Origin of the sequence: Paenibacillus sp. TAB_01, assembly GCF_043945595.1 — a bacterium.
GTDB lineage: Bacteria > Bacillota > Bacilli > Paenibacillales > NBRC-103111 > Paenibacillus_S.
In genome coordinates this window covers 2,773,976-2,796,559 of the sequence record NZ_JBIFNP010000001.1, presented here as the reverse complement: position 1 = coordinate 2,796,559, position 22,584 = coordinate 2,773,976, and the positions used below count along the sequence as shown (strand labels likewise).

Sequence of the window (22,584 nt, the reverse complement as noted above, 5' to 3'; positions counted from 1 at the left end):
GAAGGGGTTCATACAATCTGATTTTGCCCTAACTGTACCAGTACAGAATGCGGAGAAAGCGGTGTGTCGCTATGAAAAAGTACGCCGAAATTATGAACTGGATCGAGGCGCTAATTGAAACCCGAGCGGTGCGCGGAGGCCACAAGCTGCCTTCCATCCGCGAATTGTCCCAAAGCTATTCATGCAGCAAAAGCACCGTCATCCGGGCTTATGCGGAGCTGGAGAAACGACATCTCGTATACACGGTACCGCAAAGCGGCTATTACGCGGTTATACAGCACGCCGAACCGGAACAAACCGAGGAACGACCGGAAATAGATCTTTCCTCTCCCTCGCCCGATCCGGAATTGTTTCCTTACTTGGACTTTCAGCACTGTCTCAACAAGGCCATCGATATGTATAGGAACCTCCTGTTCGTATATGGCACGCCGCAAGGGCTTCCTTCGCTCCTGCGTGTCATGGAGGCGCATTTGGCCGATTATCAGGTTTTTGCCCGTCCCGGCCAAATTACGGTGACCTCCGGAGTTCAACAAGCGCTGGCAATACTAGCGACGATGTCATTCCCGTCCGGCCGGCGCACCGTCCTTATTGAGCAGCCGACCTATCCTATGATAATCCGCTTGCTGTATGCGTACGGCATTCCGGTTCAAGGCATCGCACGGACGGAGAACGGTATCGACCTGAACGAGCTGGAGCGGATTTTTCGGACCGGCAGCATCAAACTATTTTACACGATCCCCCGGTTTCACAATCCGCTCGGCACTTCGTACGACGAATACACCAAAAAAGCGATTGCCGAGCTTGCCAAGCGCTACGATGTCTACATTGCAGAAGACGATTATTTAGCTGATCTGGAGACTAATTCCAAGTCCGACCCGATTCACGCGTATGGTTCCTCCCATGTCGTATACTTGAAGAGCTTCTCCAAAATTGTTTTTCCCGGTTTGCGTGTAGGGGCCGCTGTGCTTCCCGAAGCGCTTCAGGAAGCGTTCAATTCCATCAAGCGGCTTTCCGATATCGACAGCTCCATGCTGTCGCAGGCCGCCCTGGAAATCTACATCCAGAGCGGAATGTTCGACCGGCGCAAACAGAAAATTGTTGACTCCTATAATAATCGGCTGCATCGGCTGAATCAGGCGCTTGATGCATTAAACGACACGAATGATGTCCGGCATGCATCCGTTTATACGGGCGTGCAGACGCATCTAACGCTGCCGAAGACATTTCCTATCGACGTTCTGCTCCAGCGGCTTCGACAAAAACGGATTGTGCTGCAGGGCATCGATACCTGCTTTCTGGATACGTTCGAGAAACAGCCTATCGTTAAGCTGTCCATTACCCGGGTTGAGGAAGAAAGGATCTGGGAAGCGGTTCGGATCCTGTTCAACGAGATCAAGAAGCTGAAGCCGACTTAAGCTTCCTTCCAGTATCCGATCATGTAACCTATAGGAGGAACCGCTTCTCCATGGCGTCGAACCGGCTTTTCCTGGCGGCTATTCGATGCTCCCTATTTCATCGGTATTTCCACCTTGCCGCCATGTTCCTTGAGGACGAGCTGCATTGAATCGAGCTTTTCCGGAAGTGATTCATAACGAAGCGTAAAGGTATAACCGTTTGGAGACCTCTGCGCATCGCTTCTGAATCGTTTTACCTGATCTCCATTTGCCACAAGCTCTACGCCGTTGATTACTTGATCCAACAGGTTTGGGTTTCCTTCCTGCAGGGTGCCTTCAATCAAAGTCATTGTTGGCGTTGCCGTAATGGACCCGAAGCGGATCGAGCCGTCATCCGTTGTAAGTGTCTGCCGGATCGACTGTTTGATTTGGGTCGGCATCGCCTCATCCGGGTGATAAGAAAACATAAGGTGTGCCTGGTGCCGCTCGCTGCCTGGGCCGCTTTCATCCCAATAAGAAAGAGTTAATTTCTTGGCAAACGGGCTAACCGGGTCGAACGTAAAAATTCCCTTGATCTCCGTTCGGTCTTGGCTTGGCCTGGACGAGCCGGATTGCATATGCGAATCCGTTCGATAGCCCTTAATTCCAATAGGTGTAATAAGACTCGTGTCGCCATTCGCCAGTCCGCTCGGATGGCTCAGTGTATAGTACACGATAAGCTGATTTTCATCCGACATGATCCCGTCTACAGTAAGCATGGTGCCGTCCGCTAGTTGGATCTGCTCGCCAAGGGCTTGTCCCCATCCCTGTTGATTCAGCTTGTCAAGGGTGCCGTTTACGACTCCGTCAAAGCCGAGCAGCGTCTTGCCGTAATAAGCCAGCGCGTGGTACTGATTCCCTCCAACGAGCATTACTGCGAGGACAGCTGCCGCCGCAAGTTTCCAAGCGCCAGTCAGCTTTCTGTCTGCCGTTTTCCCGGGAGCTGCGGTACTCAAAGCTATTCTCAATCTTGCTTCCATATCTTCCGGTGCCGTAAGACGGTTCAGTCTCTCCTTTTCTTCATATAACCGATCTTCAATAAGATTCATCTTCATTCCTCCCATATAATGCTCTCAGCTTCTTCAATCCTTGAAAAATTCTGGATTTTACGGTTCCTTGCGAGACGCGGGTGATCGCAGCGATAGTACCATAATCCAGGTCGTGGTAATATTTGAGACGAATGGCTTCGCGTTGGCTGTTGTTCAAGTGATCCATGAGCGCTTGAAGATGTATTCGTTCTTCTACTTGGCGGTTTCCCGACGCGCCGGCTGGCTGGTGCTTCAGCTCTTCGTTTTCTGCCAGACGGTCATCGAGCGGTACCAGCTTATTGTTTCTTTTCAGCGCCTGTTTGCATTGATTTACCAAAATCGTCTTGCTCCAGGAGTAAAACGACTCCGCTTTCTTCAGTTGTCCGATCTTTTCATAAAGCTTCACGATCATATCCTCCAGCACATCCATCGCATCCGCTTCATTCCGCATATAGGAATAGGCCAGCCTATAATACGCGTCTTTCTCGGCCATGATTAGCTGGAGTAAGGCTTCCTTATCGCCCTTCCGGGCTTGCTTCACCCCGTTGATTACACTCATATGTTCACCTCTCTTATCTGTAAGAGCATCAAGGAGCTTAAAAGGTTCATTCCATAACACCATTTTCTTTCTCTGTTCGTCACACGTCAAAATAAAAAAGCTTGATTTCTCAAGCTTTTTGCAAAAAATTAAGCAGGCACATGTGAAGCATCGGACATATGCCGCAAAAATATAAACAAATTGTCCCAGATCGATAATACTTAGTCAATTTGATTTATGGTTTCTTTATTGAATTGGGGGAGCGGATCATGGAAGGAACGCCAATTGCTTTTCATTTCTGCCGATGTCAGCAATGCTTTGTCCAAGGTGCGGGTGATTTGCTCTTCATCCAGGCCGATCCCGATAAATACGAGCTTGGTTACCCGATCTCCCCACTCCTCATCCCAATCCGGCGATTTGGGAAATTCGCTGCCAAAATAAGCTTGACGCTCGCTCTCGGACAATGCGGCCACCCACAGCCCCGCCGGTGACAGCTGCCGCGATACGCCTGCCTGGCTAAAAGAAATCGCCATGTTATTTCGCGTTGCTACCCATATAATTCCTTTGGACCGAACGATCTCGTTAGGCCACTTTCCCATCCATTGCAGCAGCCGTTCCGGATGGAACGGAATTTTTCGGGTATAGACGAACGAAGTAATACCGTATTCCTCGGTTTCCGGTGTATGGTGCTCCTTCTGCAATTCCTGAATCCATCCGGCAGAACGGCTTGCTGCTTCAAAGTCGAACAACTGCGTATTCAGAATCTCCTTAGGGTCCACTTTACCGCGGCTGGTGCGGATGATCTTTGCTCTCGGCTGCAGCCCGCGCAGGACGTTTTCCAGCTTGATCAGCTCGGCCTCGCTCACCAGATCGCATTTGTTAAGAATCAGCACATCGCAAAATTCCACCTGTTCGATTAGCAGATGAACTACGCCTCTCGTGTCCCCTTCGCCCGCATCCTGGTTACGGTCTCTCAGCGTTTCCCGCGTATTGTAATCCAGCCAGAAATGGTACGCATCCACCACGGTCACCATGCAATCCAAGCGGGTCAGCCTGGACAGATCGATTCCCTGCTCTTCGTCGACGTAGGTGAACGTTTGCGCAACGGGCAGCGGCTCGCCGATCCCGGTCGATTCAATCAAGATGTAATCGAACCGCTTTTCCCGAGCCAGCCGTTCGACTTCTTGGAGCAAGTCATCTCGAAGCGTGCAGCAAATGCAGCCGTTAGACATCTCTACCAGCTTCTCTTCCGTACGGCTTAAGCCCCCTCCATCCCGAACGAGATCGGCATCGATATTGACCTCGCTCAAATCATTGACAATGACCGCAACCTTCAAGCCTTCCCGATTATTCAGCACATGATTCAAGACGGTCGTTTTCCCCGCACCCAAATAACCGCTAAGCACGGTTACCGGAATTTTCTTCTCCTGCTCGTTACCAGCTATACTCATGCTTGCTTCAACTCCTCCCATCCCTATTCGGCTACGAAATCCAAAAGATACCTTCACGATCCAGCTCCACCTGTTCCACCTCCCACTCGAAATCAGCATGAGGCGAAATGGATGTAACGGCTTGCCAGCCGTTATCGCCGTCTTTTGCATAGACATGCCAACTGCCATTCTTCAGACGAAACTGCACGATAGCTGAGCCCAGCCAATGGGAACTGTGATAATCCGGACGTTCCTCCCGCAAGGTCAACCGATTGTCATCCCATTGGTAGGTCAATCGGACAGAAGCTCGAACATTTCGGGGCACCTTCAATGCGATATATCCATCCAAGATCGTTTCAAGTCTTCGCATCGTAAAAGAATCCATTCCCGCTTCACCTCAAGAAAGCTTACATTTCCCGTGACTTTTTACCAGCTGGCCTTTTTGACTCCCGGAATCTGGCCTTTATAAGCCAATTCACGAAATACGATACGCGAAACTTTGAATTTGCGCAGATAACCGTGCGGTCTTCCGCTGACCTTGCAGCGGTGATGCAGCCTTGTCGGAGAAGCATCTCTGGGCAGCTTGCTCAGCGCTGCATAATCTTTGTTCTCCTTCAGCTGTTTCCTGATTTCGGCATAACGGGCAACTACAGCCTGTCTTTTCTTTTCCCTGACGACTTTCGATTTTTTAGCCATGAATATCAGCCTCCAATAATAGTAATTTTTACGCTTATAGGCGATGCTTTTGCAAACGTACCGAGCTTTGTTTTCCGCCGCCATGCGCAGCATTTCGCATACCGTGAATGAAAGACGCCAGCCTTCGATTTTTCAATAACGGCGCTCATTTCTTGGGAACCTGGCTTGACAACGACCGTCTGCGGCTATTTCTCCGCCCCGGCCATAAACATCGGCGTCGAACGATTTAATACCTGTTGACGTTCATCAAGCAAGCGTTCGTTCAGGTTTTCGGCCGTAAATACTTTGGCGAACCCCAAATCGGTCATAGCTTCTACATCCCAGGCAGGGCGCCATTCGCACGTGAGCGGCAGCAACCGGCTCAAGCGGTCCGACTCTTCCCCATCTTCATGCTTTGGCGGCTCACCGAAGCCGCGCTCTGCGTAAGCTTTTAGATTCTCCTCACGCTGCAGCCGAATCTCATCGTCTACCAGGTGACGGTTCCAGTTGGCATCGAAAATAAGCAGCCGCCCTCCTGGGCGAAGTACTCGAAACCACTCCGCATACGCGGCAGCTGGATCGTCCAACGTCCAGGTCAAATTTCGGCACACGATCAAATCAAACCGTTCTGCATCAAAATCAAGCCGATGGGAATCCATCTTACGGAAATCGGGAGCGACGCCTTCCCGGGAAGCATTTCTGCGAGCGGCGGCAAGCATATTGTTCGTGCAATCGATACCCGTCACCCGGTGTCCCGCTTCAGCGAGAATAATGGAGAAGAAGCCGGGACCGCAGCCGATATCCAGCACATCCAATACCGTTTTTTCGGGGGCATGCTGCAGAATTACGTCAAGCCAAGCTTTCCTTTCAAACCCTTTCAGCTCTTTACGGATGCTGTCATTGTACAGCTGCGCTTCTCCCTCCCAATAGGTTTCCATCTGTTCGCGTATACTCATTCAAACTCCTTTCTAGCGGCGATCATAAAACGCACACCCGTTTGATAACCGTATTTGAGATAGGAAAGTGACCGTTTGTACCCCGGAATAAAATTCCGGCGAACGATATCTATTGTAAAGCCTGCCTGTTTGAGCGCTTCCTCATCGGCCTCCGGCCGCAAAACCTGCACAAACGGGAGCTGCTTCAACACGGGCTCATCTTTACCCGTTTGCTTTTTGATTCGCCGTTCCGTTAATAAAATCAGCAGCCAAGCCAGTCCGTACCATACCCGGTACAAGAAGCCATGCGGCTGTTCATACAAATAATTGCCGTCAAATACGATCAATCGGCCGCCGGGCTTGAGAACGCGAAACCATTCGCGATACGCCCCGTCCGGATCGGGAAGTGCCCAAACGACGTCACGGCAGACGACCGCATCGTAGGATTCATTATCCTCAAGCTGCAGATGGGCCGCATCGCCTTCATAGACACGAATATCCAGACCGGCTTCTTTAAAGTTTCTTGCGGCTGTTTCCACCATTCCCGGCGATGCGTCAACTGCAGTTGGGTAATGCCCCATCTCGGCAAGAAGCAAAGAAAAGAAGCCGGGGCCGGTTCCCACGTCCAGTATCCGCTGCGGCATTTTATCGTCCAAGCCTTCCTGCAGCAGCGACTTCCAGATTTGTACGGTTCGCCGGCTGCGGACTTGCGTCTGCACCGCTTTGTTATAACCGGCAGCCCCGGACGTCCAATACCGCGAAATATCTTTGAGCAATACGCTCCCCCCTCATTCCTCAATGTGCGAATCATTCGCATTCAGTCCGAAATATCGAGTTCATTCCATATAATCGGCGTAAACGAAGTATAGCCTTGTTTGAAATGCTGTACGCGCTTGTTCACGACGTAAATATCGTTGGGGTAATACACCGGCGCGTAAATTGCCTCTTCCTTGGCTCTCGCAAACCATTGATCATATAAATGCTGCCTCGACCCGGTATCTGTAGAAACGACCGCATCGTCAATCAGCCTCTCCAGCTGCGTATCCGACCAAGCCACCGCCGGTTTATCGCCCGTCCGGTGAAACAGCGACAACAAGAAAGCATGCGGATTATAAGCATCCGAGTAGGTTCGGTAAAAGATGAAGTCATACTTTCTACTCGTCCATAGCGTGTCGTAGTAGGCGTTGGATTCCAGCACCTGGAGCTGAATTTGTATGCCTGCCTGCTTTAACTGCGATTGAATGTATTCTGCGATCGGCTTCCACTCGGGAAATTCCGTCTGCTGAAGCACCAGGTTCAATTCAAGCTTTTGACCGTTCTTCTCTAACACACCATCTTTATCGGAATCTATGTAACCCGCGTCCTGAAGCAGCCGGTTCGCCTGAGCCAAGTCATACCCGTACCACGTGTTATTGCTTGGTGTCACATAAGGAACGGTCAATGGAAACAAGCCGTCGGCCGCCTCTCCCGCACCGCCAAGCAGCTTCTCTGCGAGCGTTTTCTTGTCTATCGCCAAATTGATCGCCTTGCGTACATTCGCATCCTGCAGCATCGGCTGATTGTAATTGAAAATAAGAAAATGCGAGCTTGTTCCCGCTGCTTGCTGGACGGTCAGCTGCTTGTCTGCCCGCAGAAGCTCTAAATTCTCAACTGGAATCTTGCCCGATGCGCCGCCGGAAATATCGACAGCTCCGCTCTGCAGCGCAAGCACCCGTGCCTGGGCATCCGGAATGACCTTGAGAACGAGCTTCGACAGCAGCGGAGCTTTGCCCCAATACTTGGGATTGCGAACTAGACCGCTCCTTGATCCTTGGTATAACTGTCAACCACCCAGGCTCCGGTGCCGATCGGCTTCGTGAATCGCCCCGACGGATCTCCGGCCGGTTCAACCGATGACGGACTTATAATTCGTACCGGGCGGGCAAAGGTCAATTCAGTAAGCAGCGGATAAAAGGCATCCTTGAACGTAAATCGAACCGTCGCCTCGTCTATCACTTGGATATCCTGGAGCCCTTTGGCGACATTGAGCGATGCATTGGCCGGATCCCGATACCAGCGCTCAAACGAAAATTTGACGGCAGCCGCATTAAAAGAGGTTCCATCGGAAAAAACAACATCCGTCCGCAAATGAAAGGTATAGGCTTTGCCATCGTCGGAGATGTCCCATGACTTGGCAAGCGAAGGCACGATTTCGCATAAAGAGCGGTTCATCCAGCCCCAGCTGCGCTCGAATTGCAGCGACCGCCTCCGGTGAAGGCTGTATGCCATCAGAGCGGAGCATAATTTCTGCAGGGTCGCCCGGCGTCACACGGATCAGCCCAAATGAAATCAGCGAGATGCCAAACAATACCGGAATAGCCTGAAGCAGCCGCTGTACTGCATATTTGATCATCATCACACTTCCCCATTCGCTGTAGGAGTTTTTGTAACACCTCAAAAGCATCCGTCTTCATTTCCTTAATAGTAATTATTACTATTTACTTTTAGGTATTATCTCGTATTGGCTGCTCCTTTGTCAATGCTTTATTAGCATGTGCCGGACTGATCATGACATCTACAGCATGAAAACACCAACGTAACGTTATGGGACCAGTCCCATGAGAGTCCGTTTCCATCGGTTCTATTTTCTGAAAAAAACGAAGAACCCGCCTGAATACAGGCAGGTTCTTCAGAGTATTCAGCAAGCAGCATCTTGCATAAGGAGGCTCAGCCATTCCCTAGTCAGTTTAACTATGCATTACAGCAAATATTTTCCCGTGATCGACTGCTCCGCATGGATGATCTGCGGGGGCGTGCCCTCGAACACTACCTGTCCGCCCCTGCTGCCTCCATCCGGACCCATGTCGATGATCCAATCCGCCTGGCTGATCACCTCAAGGTTGTGCTCGATGACGATCACTGTATTGCCGGCATCTACGAGGCGGTTCATGATCTTCAGCAGGTGACCGATATCTGACATGTGCAGGCCGGTCGTCGGCTCGTCCATTACGTAGATGCTGCCCTTCTTATGCAGCTCGCTTGCAAGCTTGATGCGCTGGCATTCCCCGCCAGAGAGCGTACTGAGCGGCTGGCCGAGCGTAATATAATTCAGTCCTACATCGCTCATCGCATGAAGCTTGCGTACAACCTCCTTCAGCTGAAAAAAATCCAATGCCTGTTCCACCGTCATCTCCAGCACTTCTGCAATCGACTTGCCGTCCAGCTTGTACTCAAGCACCTCTTCCTTGAAGCGTCTGCCTCCGCATACCTCGCACGGCAGCTTCACGCTGTCAAGGAAGGCAAGATCTGTATATACCACGCCGAGCCCCTGGCAGTTCTCGCAAGCTCCCTTCGAATTGAAGCTGAACAAGCTTGGGCTGACCTTGTTTACAGAAGCAAACGCCTTGCGCACATCGTCCATGATCCCCGTATAAGTGGCGGGATTCGAGCGTGTTGACACACCTACCGCCGATTGGTCGATCACAATCGCATCCGGATGCTGGCTGAGAAATACTTCGTTAATCAGTGTGCTCTTACCCGAGCCGGCGACACCTGTAACTACGGTCAACACTCCTGTCGGAATATTTACACTCACGTTCCTCAGGTTGTGCAGCGTGGCGTCCTGGATGGACAGCTTGCCGATGGCCTGCCTGCTATCGTGCTTCAGCTGGAGCGGACGCTTCATATGGGTGCCTGTCAGTGTACCTGCCTCCAACAGTCCCTGGAAGCTTCCTTCATACACGATCGTACCGCCGCGGCTTCCGGCGTGAGGCCCGACGTCGACGATATGATCCGCCAGCTTGATCACATCAGGATCATGCTCGACGACAATCACCGTATTTCCCTTATCGCGCAGCTTCTGAAGCAATGCGTTTAACCTATGTACATCACGGGGGTGAAGGCCGACGCTGGGTTCATCGAAGATATAAGTGACATCCACCAAGCTGCCGCTCAGATGCTTCACCATCTTGACGCGCTGCGATTCGCCGCCGGATAACGTATCCGTCTCACGGTCCAGCGTCAAATAGTCAAGACCGATATCTACCAAATGCTGCAGCCGCTCCGTCAATGCTTTGACGACTGCCGCTGCGACCGGATCTTCAATCTCCCGAATCACGCGGATAAGCTGTCCGGCCTCCATTGACGACATGTCCGCAATATTAAATCCATTAATCCGGCAGTTAAGGGCAGCCTGATTAAGCCTCGCGCCATGGCAGCTCGAGCAAGGGCCCTCCGAAATATACGGCGCAACCGCCTTTTGTGTGCGCTCGGACTTCGTCTTCACATCCTGCTTGATGTATTTGTTGGTAAACTTCTCAATGACCCCTTCTACTGTAATATTCGTAGCCTTGCCGGCAAAATCCATCTTCACTTTCCTTGCCTTGCCGTACAGTAGTTGTTCCAGTTACTCTTCCGAATAATCACTTAGCTTCTTGTCAGGATCGAAGGGTCCCGACTGTATGACCATATTCCAATCCCAGCTGTTCACCGAATAGTCCGGCAGCAGGATAGCCCCTTCATTCAGCGACTTTGACATGTCCAGCGCCTTGCCCATATCGACGCCCAGTCTGCGGCCGATTCCGCTGCACTCGGGACACCTGCCTTGCGGATCATTAAACGAAAACATGTGGGCTTGTCCGACATGCGGCTGACCCGCCCGGGAGAAGAGAAGCCGGAGAATCGGAGAAATATCGGTAATCGTCCCCATCGTGGAGTGAGAGCCGCCGCCCAGCCTCTTTTGATCCACAATGACAGCCATGCTCAGATTCTCGATCGCGTCCGTATCCGGCTGCGGAACACGGGGCAGGAAATTACGAACGAACATGCTGAAGTTCTCATTCAGCAATCGCGTGGATTCAGCGGCAATCGTATCGAAGACGATCGATGATTTGCCGGATCCGGATACCCCGGTAAAAATCGTGATTTGCCGCTTGGGAATGCGTAAGGATACATTCTTGAGATTGTTCTCCCTCGCACCCGAAATGACGATATATTCCTGATTCAATCCGCTCATGCTTACCATCCTTTCGATCATGTTCTGCTTCTAATCCTATTGCTGCGTTCATTGAAACCCAACTACTCCCATATACTAACATAATTTTTGGCGGAATACCGCTCCGCGGTTCCGGCAAGGTCCATCGATTGCTCTCTTCTATCTTCAGTTTTACTCGTCAAGCACCGTCTTAATCCATATACCGCCGCACCCGGCACTAAAAAAGCAGCCTTCCGTATAAAGGCTGCTGAGCTTGTTGAGAAATTCATGGAAATTCGTGGTACTTCGGCAACGGCGCATCCTTCTCCGGCCGCTGCTGGAATCCATGAAATGGACGAAAATTCCGGGCTAATCGATCTTAAAGCAGTTACAATTTGACTCTTTGCAGGCGCAGCGCGTTCAAGACAACCGATACGGAACTGAGCGCCATTGCCGCCCCGGCTACCCACGGTGCGAGCAGTCCGGCCGCCGCAATAGGAATTCCCAGCGTGTTGTAACCAAGCGCCCAGAACAGGTTTTGCTTGATATTAGCCATCGTTTTGCGGCTCATGACCATAGCGTCGGCGATACCGGTCAGCTCGCCGCGCATAAGGGTTACATCCGCGGCTTCCATCGCGATGTCCGTGCCGGTACCGATGGCGATGCCTACATCGGCGGTGGCCAGAGCCGGCGCATCGTTAATGCCGTCCCCTATCATCGCGACTTTTTTCCCTTGAGCTTGCAGCCGCTTCACCTCTTCCGCCTTGCCTTCGGGCAAAACTTCAGCGAGCACATGCTCGATCCCGACTTGTCTAGCAATCGCCTCGGCCGTACGCCGGTTGTCGCCTGTTATCATAATGACTTCAATGCCCATTTGCTTCAGCCTGATAATCGCTTCCTTGGACGTATCTTTGATCGTGTCGGCAACGGCAACGATCCCCGCATACGATTTATCTACTGCTGCGAGCATAGCCGTTTTGCCTTCGGATTCATAACGCTCCATTACGGCGTTGGCTTGACCCAAATCAATGGTTTCACGGGCTAGAAGCCTGCGTGTTCCGACAAGCACTTCTTTTCCTTCCACCACCGCGCGAATCCCGAAACCGGGAATGGCTTCAAAATGCTCAACCGGCGACAACGAAATGCCTCTTGCCACAATTCCCGAGACAATCGCTTCCGCAAGCGGATGTTCCGAAGGCTTCTCTGCAGAGCCGATCAATCGAAGCGCTTCAGCCTCATCCATTCCGTCGATGCGTACGTCCGTCAGCTCCGGTTTTCCTTTCGTGACCGTACCTGTTTTATCCAAAATAATCGTCTGCACCTTTTGCGTGGATTCCAGATGCTCGCCGCCCTTAAACAGGATACCAAGCTCCGCCGCGCGTCCCGATCCGGCCATAATGGATGTCGGGGTAGCGAGACCGAGCGCGCAAGGGCAGGCAATAACCAGAACCGCAATGGCTTTCTCCAAGGCCGATGCAAATTCGCCTGGGGCAATGAAAAGGAACCATACGAGGAAGGTAATCACCGCAATGCCTACGACAATCGGAACGAAAATTCCCGAAATGGAATCCGCGACGCGTTGAATCGGCGCTTTGGAGCCTTGTGCCTCTTCCACTACCTTTATAATTTGCGCCAGCGCCGTTTCTTTTCCGACACGGGTCGCCTTTATTTTAAGGGACCCGTTTTTATTTACGGTGGCGCCGATAACTCCGTCGCCTGCCTTTTTTTCAACCGGAATACTTTCCCCCGTGAGCATCGATTCGTCAACGGCCGAATGACCTTCAACAACTTCGCCGTCCACCGGGATCTTCTCACCCGGCTTAATCAGTACGATGTCGTTAAGCACTACATCCTCCACAGGTACAACCATTTCCTGTCCTTCGCGAACCACAACAGCCGTTTTAGCCTGTAAGCCCATCAATTTCTGAATAGCTTCCGATGTCCGGCCTTTGGCCAGCACCTCGAATAACTTACCTAAAATAATCAGCGTAATAAGAATAGCGCTTGTTTCGTAGTACATATCCGGCGCATGATGAGCGTGCGGTGAATTCGCCCATTGCAGCGTCAAATACAAGCTGTAGAAATAGGCGGCGGACGTTCCCAATGCGACAAGCACATCCATATTCGCGCTTTTATTGCGAAGCGCCTTATACGCTCCTGTGTAAAACTGGCGCCCGATAATAAACTGCACCGGCGTTGCAAGAATAAGCTGCACCCATGGATTCATTAACAATTCCGGCAAGTAAATCCACGATGTGAATGAAAAGTGACTGACCATCGCCCAAAGAAGCGGAAGGGAGAGCACGGCTGCCGCGGCCAGCTGCACTTTCTTGCGGCGAATTTCTTTGTGCTTGTAATCGCCGGCAGCTGTCTCGGCATCATCTTTACGAATGGCTTGATAGCCGAGCTGCTCGACTTTTTGGATCATCTCTGTCACAGATACATCGGAAGCGCTGTACTGTACGTGTGCCGTTTCCAAAGCAAAATTCACAGTTGCATGGCTTACACCGGGCATCTTGTTGAGTCCTTTTTCAATTCGGTTGGCGCATGCCGCGCATGTCATGCCTGCAATGTTAAGATCGACCTCAGCTTTAACTGTGTTATAACCGAGATCGGCAATTTTCTGCTCCATCGCGGTAATATTGACTTTAGCGGGATTATACGTAACCGAAGCTTTCTCAAGCGCGAAATTGACGTTGGCATTGTCAACTCCTTCCAGCCTTTTGAGCCCCTTCTCGATCCGGTTTGCGCAAGCCGCACATGTCATGCCTGCAATTTGAATCGTTGTCTGCTGCTGTTCCGTTTGTTTCTCCATCGGAGACTCACCTCATTAAACAATGTACCCCCATGGGGTATATTTTAATCAAAAAAAATATGCGTCCGAAGGAACCGCGAAGCGGCCCCTTATGATTTCACAACATCGTACCCTTGTTCTTCTATCGCTTCTTTGATCGCGTTCAGCGTAACTATTGCTTCGTCATATTCGACGGTTACGGCTCCGGCGTTCAAGTCCACTTTTCCAGCGGCTCCGAGCTTGTTTACCGCGCCTTCCACGGAATTGACGCAGTGGCTGCAGGACATGCCTTCGACTTTAAGAGTAATGGATTGCATCGTTCATCTCTCCCTTAGTTACTTAATTAGTTTATTCATAGTAATCATCAGCTCTTTAATGACTTCGTGGTCGCCTTCCTGAATGCGTTCGATCACGCAGCTGTTCATGTGATGCTCCAGCAAAAGCTTGCCGACGCTGTTCAATGCCGACTGCACGGCCGCAATCTGATTGAGGACATCATCACAATAGGTATCCTTCTCAATCATGCCCTTCAACCCGCGAATCTGACCTTCAATACGGTTAAGCCGCGACGTCAAATTGCTCTTTACTTTATCTGAATGATGACTTTTCCGCTCGCCGGTATCTGTATGACAGCTTTGAGCCCCGTCATGTTCTACATGCTCCATCCAATCAGCCTCCCCTTTGAAACTAATAATACCATACCCCCCGAGGGTATGCAAGACTTTAATGCTTAGTCTCCCCAAGAACACAAAAAAGAATAAGGAACAGCATAATTCCCCTCTGCTGTCCCTTTAGTCCATGTTCTTTATTTTTTTAGATGCTCTGTAAAAAATGCGTCTAACTTGGCAACGGCTCGGTTTACGTTCTCAGGGATATCATATAATGCAACATGAGTAGCTCCCTCAACGATAAACAGCTCTTTATTTGAACTGGCCGCTTGGGTAACTGCTTCTTCGCTGAAATAGAGCGTATCCGCATCGCTGCCGGCAATCGCCAATAACGGCTGGGTTAACAAAGTATCGATGTGGCTAAACGAGGAAAATGCCGCAATTTTACTAAAGCTCGTAAACATTAAACGATTCGGTGCATGCTCATGTCTTCCCCTTGCTGTAACGTAGTATTCATGTCCTTCCGCCATGGTCCCCGTCATGCTCTCATCCAATTCTTGCGGCACATACGTAATATAGAAGATCTCCCCGCCATTTGCTTCTGCTGTACGCTGCTGCGATACTTGTTCCAATAACTTGATTTGATCTTCTACGGGGCCCGCACGACCCATTCCTTCCATAAAAAGCGATCCGATATCTACCAGACTAACCGTTGCCACCGCTTGAATGCGGCGCTCTGTCTGCGCGGCTGCCATAGTATAGCCTCCGCCCGCACATATGCCTAACGCGCCAATTTGAAGTGTATCTACATAGGATAAGGCGGTCAAATAGTCTACCGCTGCCCGGACATCTTCTGTACGGGCAAACGGATCTTCCAAATAGCGAGGCGTCCCTTCGCTCTCTCCTTGATGCGATGCGTCGAATGCTAAAGTAATGTAGCCTAATTCAGAAAGCTTATTTGCATAAAGCCCTGCCGTCTGTTCTTTGACCCCTCCGCCCGGGTGAGAAACAACGATGGCCGGATATTTTTGGGATTCATCGAATTCTGCTGGGACATATAAGTGGCCTGCCAGTAATAGTTCATTGTTTTTAAATGTAACATTGCGTTTCATAATATAAGCCTCCCGCTATTTATACTTGTTATCTTCCTTAAAGCCCCTCAATCATGGCATCGAGCAGTATAGGCCGCAAAAAATAAATGCACATGTGAGTAATAAATACTTCATGTGTATTATTATATATAAGCGCACGATATGTTCAATAATCAAATGTCCGTCATTTGTGCGTTAGTGCACAAACCGATTCAAATTGTGTAAGGACCGATATGCAAAAAGACATGGAAGCACGTTCCATGTCTTTCAACAACCTCTGCCGGCGATGTCCGGTTGTCCGTATTTTCCGAGGCTCTGATTATAAATTTCTTTCTAATAACCGTCCCAGCTGCTCAGCCACAAGCGGAGCCGGCTCACGTATTTCATTAGTAAAATACGATTCGATTGTCCCGACAATGGCGGTTCCAAAAAACGGTAGAACGATCGCTTTATTCAATCCTTGGTTAATTCCTTCCTTCAAATTCAATTCATTTTCTAATTCTTCCATAACTAGCTTAAGGAACCTGCTGCGAAAGGAAGGCGCTCCTTTACTCGTTAAAATAGTAGAAAAGAACGAATGATTCTTTTCAAAATATGCAAACCAGATGAGATTAGCCTCCACAAAACTCAATTCTGAAGATGTTTGGCAAAGTCTCCTGAGCTCGTTAATATGCTCTTCCATAAGCTTATCGAGTAAATCGAATTTATCCAAATAATGAAGATAAATCGTTCTTCGGCCTACATTGGCCCTGTCGGCAATGTCTTGTATAGTAATGTCGTCCAAATTTTTTTCAGACATCAGCTCTATAAAAGCGTTCTTGATGGAGCTCTGAGATTTGACTATCCTTCGGTCTACTTTAATCATGGTGAGAGCACCGCACTTTCTTTAATAAGAATGGCATACTTTCAATTATACACATTTGTGTAATAGCGCATCAATATGTATTTATTCAACCAGACCGGACATGCTTGCCCCCTCATCTACGCAAGAAACAGGCTGCCCGTTCGCATAGCTTAGGGCTTGGCGGGTCGGATATAACAAAAAACACCGCCTAAGCGATGCTTTTTACCGAATGATACATATCATATTTTGTTAGCCGTTTACCATCGATTCAGCATAGCCGGATCATGAATGGTGGGGCGATTGGCTTTAACATGCTTCAGCTGCGCCACAATGATGACGCTGATGATGACCAGAAGAAACCACGAGCTGATTTTGCTGAAACTAACGAGCTGCCACGTTTGCAGCTGATCGGGATACTTCCAGGCACCCAAAAAGGTGGCGATATTTTCTGCTAACCAAATAAAGAAACCTACAATGACAAAAGCAAGCGATAAGGGCATTCGATAAGTGACCGTCCGTACCCGATAGATGATCCAGGTCTTCCGGAATACAACAAATACGAGCAGCGTCAGCCACCAACGAAAATCGGGAAGGAAATGGTGCGTGAAAAAGTTCAAATAAATAGCTCCGCCTAATAGCGCCGAAGGGATAAGCCCGGGCCAGCCGGTCATGTCCATCCGCAGTCTCCGCCAAACCTGACACATAAAGCTTGCCACACTGGCATACATAAATCCGCTGTAGAGCGGGCCGAACCATTTCGGACCAGGATCCCATCCGTACCTTGTATAACTCAAGTACGAGGCCGATAAGGTGAAATACACAGATCACTTTAATTTCATCCCGCGTCTCTAACCCGCTGCGGTACATCAGGTACTGCACTCCAAACAGTATAAGCAGAATGGCATCATAACGATGAAAGAACGGCACCTTTATCATGCTGGTGAGTGCTAAAGTCCCAAAGATGGCAACGGGAAACAGGCAGCTCATCGCCTGATGATAACCAAAATGCAGCAGTTGAAGTAAGCGATTCAATGATGTTTATCTCCTCTCTCTGCCCTTTTCATCACACGATTCATAAGCTTTTATTTCTTTGCTTATAATAAAGGTGTACTGGCATTGGAAAAAGAGAAAATAATTTGTGTTTTTTGCTTATTTTAATTTAACGAATGACAACACCGTTTTTGAATTTCATTTGCGGGAAGCTTCCGCCTGCGATCTTCGTTTCCGGAATGGCCTCTTCAATGCTTTGGACATCGCGTTCAGTCAGACGAACATCCAAAGATTTCATCGATTCCTGAAGCTGGTTCACTTTTCTCGCGCCAATTAACGGGATAATATCATCTCCTTTGGCTAAAACCCACGCAACGGCAAGCTGCGCGACCGTCATTTGTTTTGCTGCGGCTATTTCTCGCAATGCTTCAACAAGCGCAAGGTTGGTATCGATATTCTCTTTCGCAAATAAGGGGATATAAGCATTGCTGTGATCCACTTTGTCCTTGGACCAAGTGCCGCCAAGCAATCCATGCGCCAAGGTTCCAAATGCCACAACTTCAATGCCCAATTCCCTTGCAGCCGGCAAAATATCCTTCTCAATGCTGCGATTGAAAAGCGAATATTGGTACTCGGCCAGCTTGATCGGATGAACGGCATGCGCTTTTCTTAATGTATTATCGTCTACTTGGGTTATGCCGATATGTTTAACGTACCCAGCCTGAACCAGGTCGGCAATGGCTCCTATTGTCTCTTCAACAGGAATCGCCAAGTCGATTCTGGCCGGTTGATAAAGATCGATATATTCCACATTTAACCGTTTTAAAGTATACGCTACATAATTTTTTATATGCTGAGGTCTGACGTCCAGACCGTACATGGCTCCGTTCGGCGCCACCAGCGCTCCAAATTTTACGGATAAAAAGGCCTTGTCTCTATTGGAACCTTTGAGCGCCTCGCCAATCAGCATCTCGTTATGGCCGCTGGTATAAAAATCGGCTGTATTCAAATGAGTGATTCCAGCAACCAGCGCGGCATGAATCGTGGCAATGCTCTCCCTCCTGTCCGAATTAGCATTGGACATACGGCCACAGCCTAGCCCCAGTTTGGACATTTCCATTGTGCTCATAGTAGATACCCTCCTGAATTCGATTTACTTATTATGGCCAACAACAGATGGCTTGAGATACTTAACTTTACGTTTTACGTTAACGTCATCTTTAAGACAAAAAAAAGGTCATTCACCTTCTTTTTTATCTAACCAATGCTCGAAGTGTTCGATCAGGGACTGTAATTCACCGCGAAATTGCTCCAATTCACTAAGCTTACGATCCGTTTCAACCAGATGTTGACGAAGAATCGCAAGAGCTCTCCGTTTGGATTGTACTCCGCTAGGATCGATAAAATAGAGCTGAACGACTTCGCGCATTTCATCCAGGCTCAGACCCAGTTTTTTTAATTGATTGATTTTCCGGAGCTGCTCAAGGGATGCCTCCGTATAATAGTGCTGTCCATTACCTTCACGCTCGCCCGGAGGCATAAGCCCTATGCTCTCATAGTGCCGAATAGTGCGTTGAGTGACCCCGGCTCGTCTGGCCAGCTCCCCGATTCGCATGCGCGTATCCATAAAATATCACCTCAAAAACCATAACGTAGACGTAATGTTTAGAGTATACCTTTCACATATCCGGTTGTCAACTTGGTCTAATATTTATATCAGGAAAACGAGCGGATCAAGCTGGAGACCTACGGTCTGCCGCCTGATCCGCTCGCACGCTCCGGTTTTCGATATCGTTGCCGCTCAGAGCTGAGTCTGATATTTCTCGCGCATCGACTGCATGGAGAGCTTCACCGTCTTGTTCAATGGCAGCCGGTCTTCCTTCTCCATCATCCACTGCATTAGTTTCCGTTCCAGACTGGTATGAATCTCCGCACACGCAGGGTCATCGAACCGATTGCAGAGCTCATGCGGGTCCTGCTGCAAATCGTACAGCTCGCCCTCCCCGCTGGCATAGACGCACAGCTTCCAATCCTTCGTGCGGATCGCTTTGCCTTTGCCTAACCAGGCATCCAAATAGGCGCACCAGACAAAATAGCGCTCATCGAACGGATGCTCCGGACGCAGCGTGATGTCGGACACCTTCACAGGCTCGCCGTGCTCCCCGCTTTCGATCACAATAAACTCGCGCGGGGTATACGACGGATCGCCTTGCAGGAAAGGCGCGAGACTCCGTCCCTGGCAGCCCGGCGGCACGGGAATGCCGGCCAGCTCGAGCAGGGTCGGCATCACGTCGACCAGCTCTACGGGATGAGGGGTGCGCTTAGGACCCGCATACCCCGGAGCGGACATAATAAACGGTACATGGTTGAAGGAGTCATAGAAAAAGTTGTGCTTTTGGATAATTCCGTGGGCCCCCATCGAATCTCCATGGTCGGAGGTGAAGATCACCACGGTATTGTCCGTCAGACCGAGCTCATCCATTTTGGCGAATACTTTGGCTAAAGTATCGTCGATAAAGCGGATCATGCCGTAATGAATAGCGCGGACCCGGCGAATGAGCGCTTCGTCCGCCGTATCCATCGCATCCATCAAATGCGCGACCTTCACCCGCTCCGGCTTATTGTCAAGCGTATCGACGGGAGGCATCGGCACGTCAGCCGGATCGATCAGGCTCGCATACGGCTCCGGCGCCTGGTAAGGCGTGTGCGGGTCAGGGAAAGACAGCCAGGTGAAGAACGGCTTCGCTTCATCACGCACATGCTCCAGATAGTCAACCATCGTTTCGCCCAGCAGATACGTGCCGCATTTCTCCTTGGGAGCCGGATTCGTGCCGTGTCCGAGCGGACTGCTCCAGCAGTGCTTCACTGCCCACTCATGCGCCAGCTTGGCGTCAGGATCATCGCGGTAGCCGTCGACCATATGTCCGTGCTCGGCAAGCCGGACGTAGTCAAACACTTCGTGCAGCGTGCTGGCCTGATCCGGGACGCCTCCCGGGTAATACGTGTCTTCTTTTTCATTCATAAATGCATGGTTCTTGCCGATAATCGCCGTCTGATAGCCATGCTGCTTAAGCACCTGCGGAAGCGTCACTTCCGCCGGATTAATCAGCATATGATTGGCATGCAGATTTAACGTCGAGCAATACCGTCCGGTAAACATCGAGGACCGGGAAGGCGAGCAGGCCGGATAATTGCAGAATGCCTGCTCGAATACAACCCCCCGCTGCGCCAGCGCTTCCAGCGCCGGGGTGCTTAAAGCCGGGTTACCGTAGAGGCTCAGCGTTTCCGCCGTCTGCTGGTCTGTTTGGATTAATAATAAATTCGGTTGATGCATGCTCTAACCTCCATTCATATTGGTTGGTCTGCCAAGCTGCCTTCTGCCTTATCAGCTTATACTGTTAGCCTTTGATCGAGCCGATCATGACCCCTTGCACGAAATATTTTTGAACGAAAGGATACAACAGCAGCACGGGAAGGCTGGATATGATAATTACCGAATATTTAATGCTTTCCGCCATCATAACCCGCTCTGTCATCCCCGCTCCGTCCAGGCCCATATTTTCCGATTGATTCAGGATAAGAATTTCACGCAGGATCAGCTGCAGCGGGAACAGCTCCCGGTCACTTCAAATAAATCATCGCATTAAAATACGCGTTCCAATGCCCCACGCCGTAAAACAATACCATGACAGCGATAATCGGCATGGACAACGGAAGCACAATGGTAAACAGCAGCCGGAAATTAGACGCTCCATCCATCCAAGCGGATTCCTGCAGCTCGAACGGGATTCCATTCTGAAAAAACGTCCGCATCACGATGAGGTTATAGGTTGAAATCGCTCCCGGGATGATCATGGCCCAAACCGTATTGATCATGCCGAGGGACTTAATCAGCAGATAGGTCGGGATCAATCCCCCGCTGAAAAACATCGTAATCGTGATAATGAACATCAGTGCGGTACGGCCCGGCAGGTCTTTCTGAGAGAGCGGATAGGCTGCCAGAATAGTCAATATAATATTGACCAGCGTTCCGATCAAAGTATAAATCAATGTATTGCGAAAGCCGCTCCAGATCGATTCATTCTCAAATACATGCAGATAAGCATCGAAGGTGATTCCTTGGGGGAGCAGCCATACTTTTCCGTCGATGACGCGAACGGGATCGCTGAAGGACGCGCTGACTACAAACAGCAGCGGATACAGAACAACAATGAGAATGATTCCCGCAAAAATATAGACGAGTGTGTCGAACAGCCTGTCATCGCGGGAGCGGACCGTATTGGACTCATTTAACGCCATGCTTTATCACCACCTACCACAAGCTGGATTCTGTCTTTTTACGTGCCCAAGTGTTGACGATAATGAGCAGGATGAAATCGATCACGGAGTTGAACAGGCCGGCTGCCGCCGTATAGCTGAACTGGCCCTGCTGAATCCCGTTTTTGTAGACGAAGGTAGCCAATATTTCCCCTTTGCTCGCATTTACGGGATTCTGCATCAGCAGCACCTTTTCAAAGCCTATATCCATCAGATGCCCGACCTGCAAAATAAACATAATGACAATCGTGGGCAGCAGCCCCGGCAGCGAAATGTGCAGCACCCGCTGAAGCCGGGTTGCCCCGTCCATTTTAGCCGCTTCGTATTGAGTCGGATCTATGCCGCTTAATGCGGCCAGATAGATGATGGACCCCCATCCCATATGCTGCCACACATCGGATGAGACGAACACCGTCTGAAACCATTCCGCCTTGCGCATAAACGCGATAGGATCGACTCCGACGAGAGCGAGCAGCTGATTCACTTTTCCCGTTTTCTCATCGAGAAACACGTTGAGCATACCGACGATAACGACCAGGGATAAAAAGTGAGGGATATACGTAACGTTCTGCACCCATTTTTTCAACCATTTACTCTGGATTTCATAAATGAGCAGGGCGAGCAAAATAGGAATGGGAAAGCCGATCAGCAGCGAATACAGGCTTAGGGATACCGTATTCAATAAGAGCTCCCAGAAATAGGACGATTCGAAAAAACGTTCGAAATGCTTGAGTCCCGCCCAGGGACTGGCCATAATGCCTCGGCTCGCCGAGAAGTCCTTAAAGGCGATTTGAATGCCGTACATTGGAACATATTTGAATACGACGTACCAGATCATCGGGATGGCCAGCATGATATAAAATTCGTACTTCGACATCACCCGTCTCCACAAGGGATGACGGGTCTTATGAGGAACCGCCGACGCTATGATTTCTGAATTCATGAATAAT

18 protein-coding genes and 4 pseudogenes are annotated in these 22,584 nt (G+C 50.1%); 1 reads left to right on the top strand and 21 read right to left on the bottom strand.

The features are described from left to right. The first annotated feature begins 71 nt into the window (after window positions 1-71). Complete coding sequence (locus ACHHV8_RS13500; protein ID WP_395158715.1) at window positions 72-1,415, top strand: aminotransferase-like domain-containing protein; 1,344 nt, start codon at window positions 72-74, stop codon at window positions 1,413-1,415. 92 nt (window positions 1,416-1,507) lie between these two features. On the opposite strand, the gene ACHHV8_RS13495 is transcribed toward ACHHV8_RS13500, so the two are convergent. The 21 genes and pseudogenes from ACHHV8_RS13495 to ACHHV8_RS13395 form a co-directional block, all read right to left on the bottom strand. Next, window positions 1,508-2,482, bottom strand: coding sequence for a DUF4179 domain-containing protein (locus ACHHV8_RS13495; RefSeq protein ID WP_395158714.1), 975 nt, complete (start codon window positions 2,480-2,482; stop codon window positions 1,508-1,510). Continuing rightward, window positions 2,469-3,020, bottom strand: a complete 552-nt coding sequence (locus tag ACHHV8_RS13490) for a sigma-70 family RNA polymerase sigma factor (protein WP_395158713.1) — start codon at window positions 3,018-3,020, stop codon at window positions 2,469-2,471. Before ACHHV8_RS13490 ends, ACHHV8_RS13495 begins: the two co-directional genes overlap by 14 nt. A gap of 200 nt (window positions 3,021-3,220) precedes the next feature. Then, window positions 3,221-4,450, bottom strand: a complete 1,230-nt coding sequence (locus tag ACHHV8_RS13485) for a GTP-binding protein (protein ID WP_395158712.1) — start codon at window positions 4,448-4,450, stop codon at window positions 3,221-3,223. A gap of 31 nt (window positions 4,451-4,481) precedes the next feature. Then, window positions 4,482-4,814, bottom strand: coding sequence for a DUF3024 domain-containing protein (locus tag ACHHV8_RS13480; protein WP_395158711.1), 333 nt, complete (start codon window positions 4,812-4,814; stop codon window positions 4,482-4,484). A gap of 41 nt (window positions 4,815-4,855) precedes the next feature. Next, window positions 4,856-5,125, bottom strand: a complete 270-nt coding sequence (gene rpsN, locus ACHHV8_RS13475) for a 30S ribosomal protein S14 (protein WP_395158710.1) — start codon at window positions 5,123-5,125, stop codon at window positions 4,856-4,858. A 185-nt stretch (window positions 5,126-5,310) separates the two neighbouring features. Then, window positions 5,311-6,060 (bottom strand): class I SAM-dependent methyltransferase, encoded by a 750-nt coding sequence (locus ACHHV8_RS13470; protein ID WP_395158709.1) that lies wholly within the window; start codon window positions 6,058-6,060, stop codon window positions 5,311-5,313. Further along, entirely contained in the window at window positions 6,057-6,815 is a 759-nt protein-coding gene (locus ACHHV8_RS13465; RefSeq protein ID WP_395158708.1) for a class I SAM-dependent methyltransferase, read from the bottom strand. The genes ACHHV8_RS13470 and ACHHV8_RS13465 overlap by 4 nt, the downstream gene beginning before the upstream one ends. A gap of 41 nt (window positions 6,816-6,856) precedes the next feature. Continuing rightward, window positions 6,857-8,226, bottom strand: a pseudogene (locus ACHHV8_RS13460) (ABC transporter substrate-binding protein). Further along, window positions 8,126-8,431 carry an ABC transporter permease family protein gene (locus tag ACHHV8_RS13455; RefSeq protein ID WP_395163498.1) on the bottom strand — a complete coding sequence of 102 codons (306 nt, stop codon included), beginning with the start codon at window positions 8,429-8,431 and terminating at the stop codon, window positions 8,126-8,128. Before ACHHV8_RS13455 ends, ACHHV8_RS13460 begins: the two are co-directional and overlap by 101 nt. A 345-nt stretch (window positions 8,432-8,776) precedes the next feature. Beyond that, window positions 8,777-11,032 (bottom strand): annotated as a pseudogene (locus tag ACHHV8_RS13450) (ATP-binding cassette domain-containing protein). 346 nt (window positions 11,033-11,378) lie between these two features. Further along, on the bottom strand, window positions 11,379-13,805 hold the full coding sequence (locus ACHHV8_RS13445) for a heavy metal translocating P-type ATPase (RefSeq protein ID WP_395158707.1): 2,427 nt from the start codon (window positions 13,803-13,805) through the stop codon (window positions 11,379-11,381). An 89-nt stretch (window positions 13,806-13,894) separates the two neighbouring features. After that, on the bottom strand, window positions 13,895-14,101 hold the full coding sequence (locus ACHHV8_RS13440) for a copper ion binding protein (RefSeq protein ID WP_395158706.1): 207 nt from the start codon (window positions 14,099-14,101) through the stop codon (window positions 13,895-13,897). An 18-nt stretch (window positions 14,102-14,119) separates the two neighbouring features. After that, the gene (locus tag ACHHV8_RS13435; RefSeq protein WP_395158705.1) at window positions 14,120-14,449 is read right to left on the bottom strand and encodes a metal-sensitive transcriptional regulator; all 330 of its coding nucleotides are present in this window, start codon (window positions 14,447-14,449) and stop codon (window positions 14,120-14,122) included. Between the two features lie 140 nt (window positions 14,450-14,589). Beyond that, window positions 14,590-15,504 (bottom strand): alpha/beta hydrolase, encoded by a 915-nt coding sequence (locus tag ACHHV8_RS13430; RefSeq protein WP_395158704.1) that lies wholly within the window; start codon window positions 15,502-15,504, stop codon window positions 14,590-14,592. A gap of 298 nt (window positions 15,505-15,802) precedes the next feature. Continuing rightward, window positions 15,803-16,348 carry a TetR/AcrR family transcriptional regulator gene (locus ACHHV8_RS13425; RefSeq protein WP_395158703.1) on the bottom strand — a complete coding sequence of 182 codons (546 nt, stop codon included), beginning with the start codon at window positions 16,346-16,348 and terminating at the stop codon, window positions 15,803-15,805. Between the two features lie 236 nt (window positions 16,349-16,584). Continuing rightward, window positions 16,585-17,314: pseudogene (locus ACHHV8_RS13420) on the bottom strand (DUF817 domain-containing protein). 172 nt (window positions 17,315-17,486) lie between these two features. Then, the gene (locus tag ACHHV8_RS13415) at window positions 17,487-18,431 is read right to left on the bottom strand and encodes an aldo/keto reductase (RefSeq protein ID WP_395163497.1); all 945 of its coding nucleotides are present in this window, start codon (window positions 18,429-18,431) and stop codon (window positions 17,487-17,489) included. A 123-nt stretch (window positions 18,432-18,554) separates the two neighbouring features. Continuing rightward, window positions 18,555-18,944, bottom strand: a complete 390-nt coding sequence (locus tag ACHHV8_RS13410) for a MerR family transcriptional regulator (RefSeq protein WP_395158702.1) — start codon at window positions 18,942-18,944, stop codon at window positions 18,555-18,557. Between the two features lie 174 nt (window positions 18,945-19,118). After that, a complete protein-coding gene (locus tag ACHHV8_RS13405) occupies window positions 19,119-20,651 on the bottom strand; it encodes a sulfatase family protein (protein ID WP_395158701.1) in 1,533 nt (510 codons plus the stop codon). A gap of 64 nt (window positions 20,652-20,715) precedes the next feature. Continuing rightward, window positions 20,716-21,616 (bottom strand): annotated as a pseudogene (locus ACHHV8_RS13400) (carbohydrate ABC transporter permease). 13 nt (window positions 21,617-21,629) lie between these two features. Then, window positions 21,630-22,577 carry an ABC transporter permease gene (locus ACHHV8_RS13395; protein WP_395158700.1) on the bottom strand — a complete coding sequence of 316 codons (948 nt, stop codon included), beginning with the start codon at window positions 22,575-22,577 and terminating at the stop codon, window positions 21,630-21,632. Between the last annotated feature and the right edge of the window lie 7 nt (window positions 22,578-22,584).

Coding starts and splice junctions, on each gene's coding strand:
- ACHHV8_RS13490 (WP_395158713.1), bottom strand. CDS start 3,020: ATGAGTGTAATCAACGGGGTGAAGCAAGCCCGGAAGGGCGATAAGGAA.
- ACHHV8_RS13495 (WP_395158714.1), bottom strand. CDS start 2,482: ATGAATCTTATTGAAGATCGGTTATATGAAGAAAAGGAGAGACTGAAC.
- ACHHV8_RS13485 (WP_395158712.1), bottom strand. CDS start 4,450: ATGAGTATAGCTGGTAACGAGCAGGAGAAGAAAATTCCGGTAACCGTG.
- ACHHV8_RS13470 (WP_395158709.1), bottom strand. CDS start 6,060: ATGAGTATACGCGAACAGATGGAAACCTATTGGGAGGGAGAAGCGCAG.
- rpsN (WP_395158710.1), bottom strand. CDS start 5,125: ATGGCTAAAAAATCGAAAGTCGTCAGGGAAAAGAAAAGACAGGCTGTA.
- ACHHV8_RS13440 (WP_395158706.1), bottom strand. CDS start 14,101: ATGCAATCCATTACTCTTAAAGTCGAAGGCATGTCCTGCAGCCACTGC.
- ACHHV8_RS13415 (WP_395163497.1), bottom strand. CDS start 18,431: ATGTCCAAACTGGGGCTAGGCTGTGGCCGTATGTCCAATGCTAATTCG.
- ACHHV8_RS13430 (WP_395158704.1), bottom strand. CDS start 15,504: ATGAAACGCAATGTTACATTTAAAAACAATGAACTATTACTGGCAGGC.
- ACHHV8_RS13435 (WP_395158705.1), bottom strand. CDS start 14,449: ATGGAGCATGTAGAACATGACGGGGCTCAAAGCTGTCATACAGATACC.
- ACHHV8_RS13395 (WP_395158700.1), bottom strand. CDS start 22,577: ATGAATTCAGAAATCATAGCGTCGGCGGTTCCTCATAAGACCCGTCAT.
- ACHHV8_RS13480 (WP_395158711.1), bottom strand. CDS start 4,814: ATGGATTCTTTTACGATGCGAAGACTTGAAACGATCTTGGATGGATAT.
- ACHHV8_RS13410 (WP_395158702.1), bottom strand. CDS start 18,944: ATGGATACGCGCATGCGAATCGGGGAGCTGGCCAGACGAGCCGGGGTC.
- ACHHV8_RS13500 (WP_395158715.1), top strand. CDS start 72: ATGAAAAAGTACGCCGAAATTATGAACTGGATCGAGGCGCTAATTGAA.
- ACHHV8_RS13455 (WP_395163498.1), bottom strand. CDS start 8,431: ATGATCAAATATGCAGTACAGCGGCTGCTTCAGGCTATTCCGGTATTG.
- ACHHV8_RS13445 (WP_395158707.1), bottom strand. CDS start 13,805: ATGGAGAAACAAACGGAACAGCAGCAGACAACGATTCAAATTGCAGGC.
- ACHHV8_RS13425 (WP_395158703.1), bottom strand. CDS start 16,348: ATGATTAAAGTAGACCGAAGGATAGTCAAATCTCAGAGCTCCATCAAG.
- ACHHV8_RS13405 (WP_395158701.1), bottom strand. CDS start 20,651: ATGCATCAACCGAATTTATTATTAATCCAAACAGACCAGCAGACGGCG.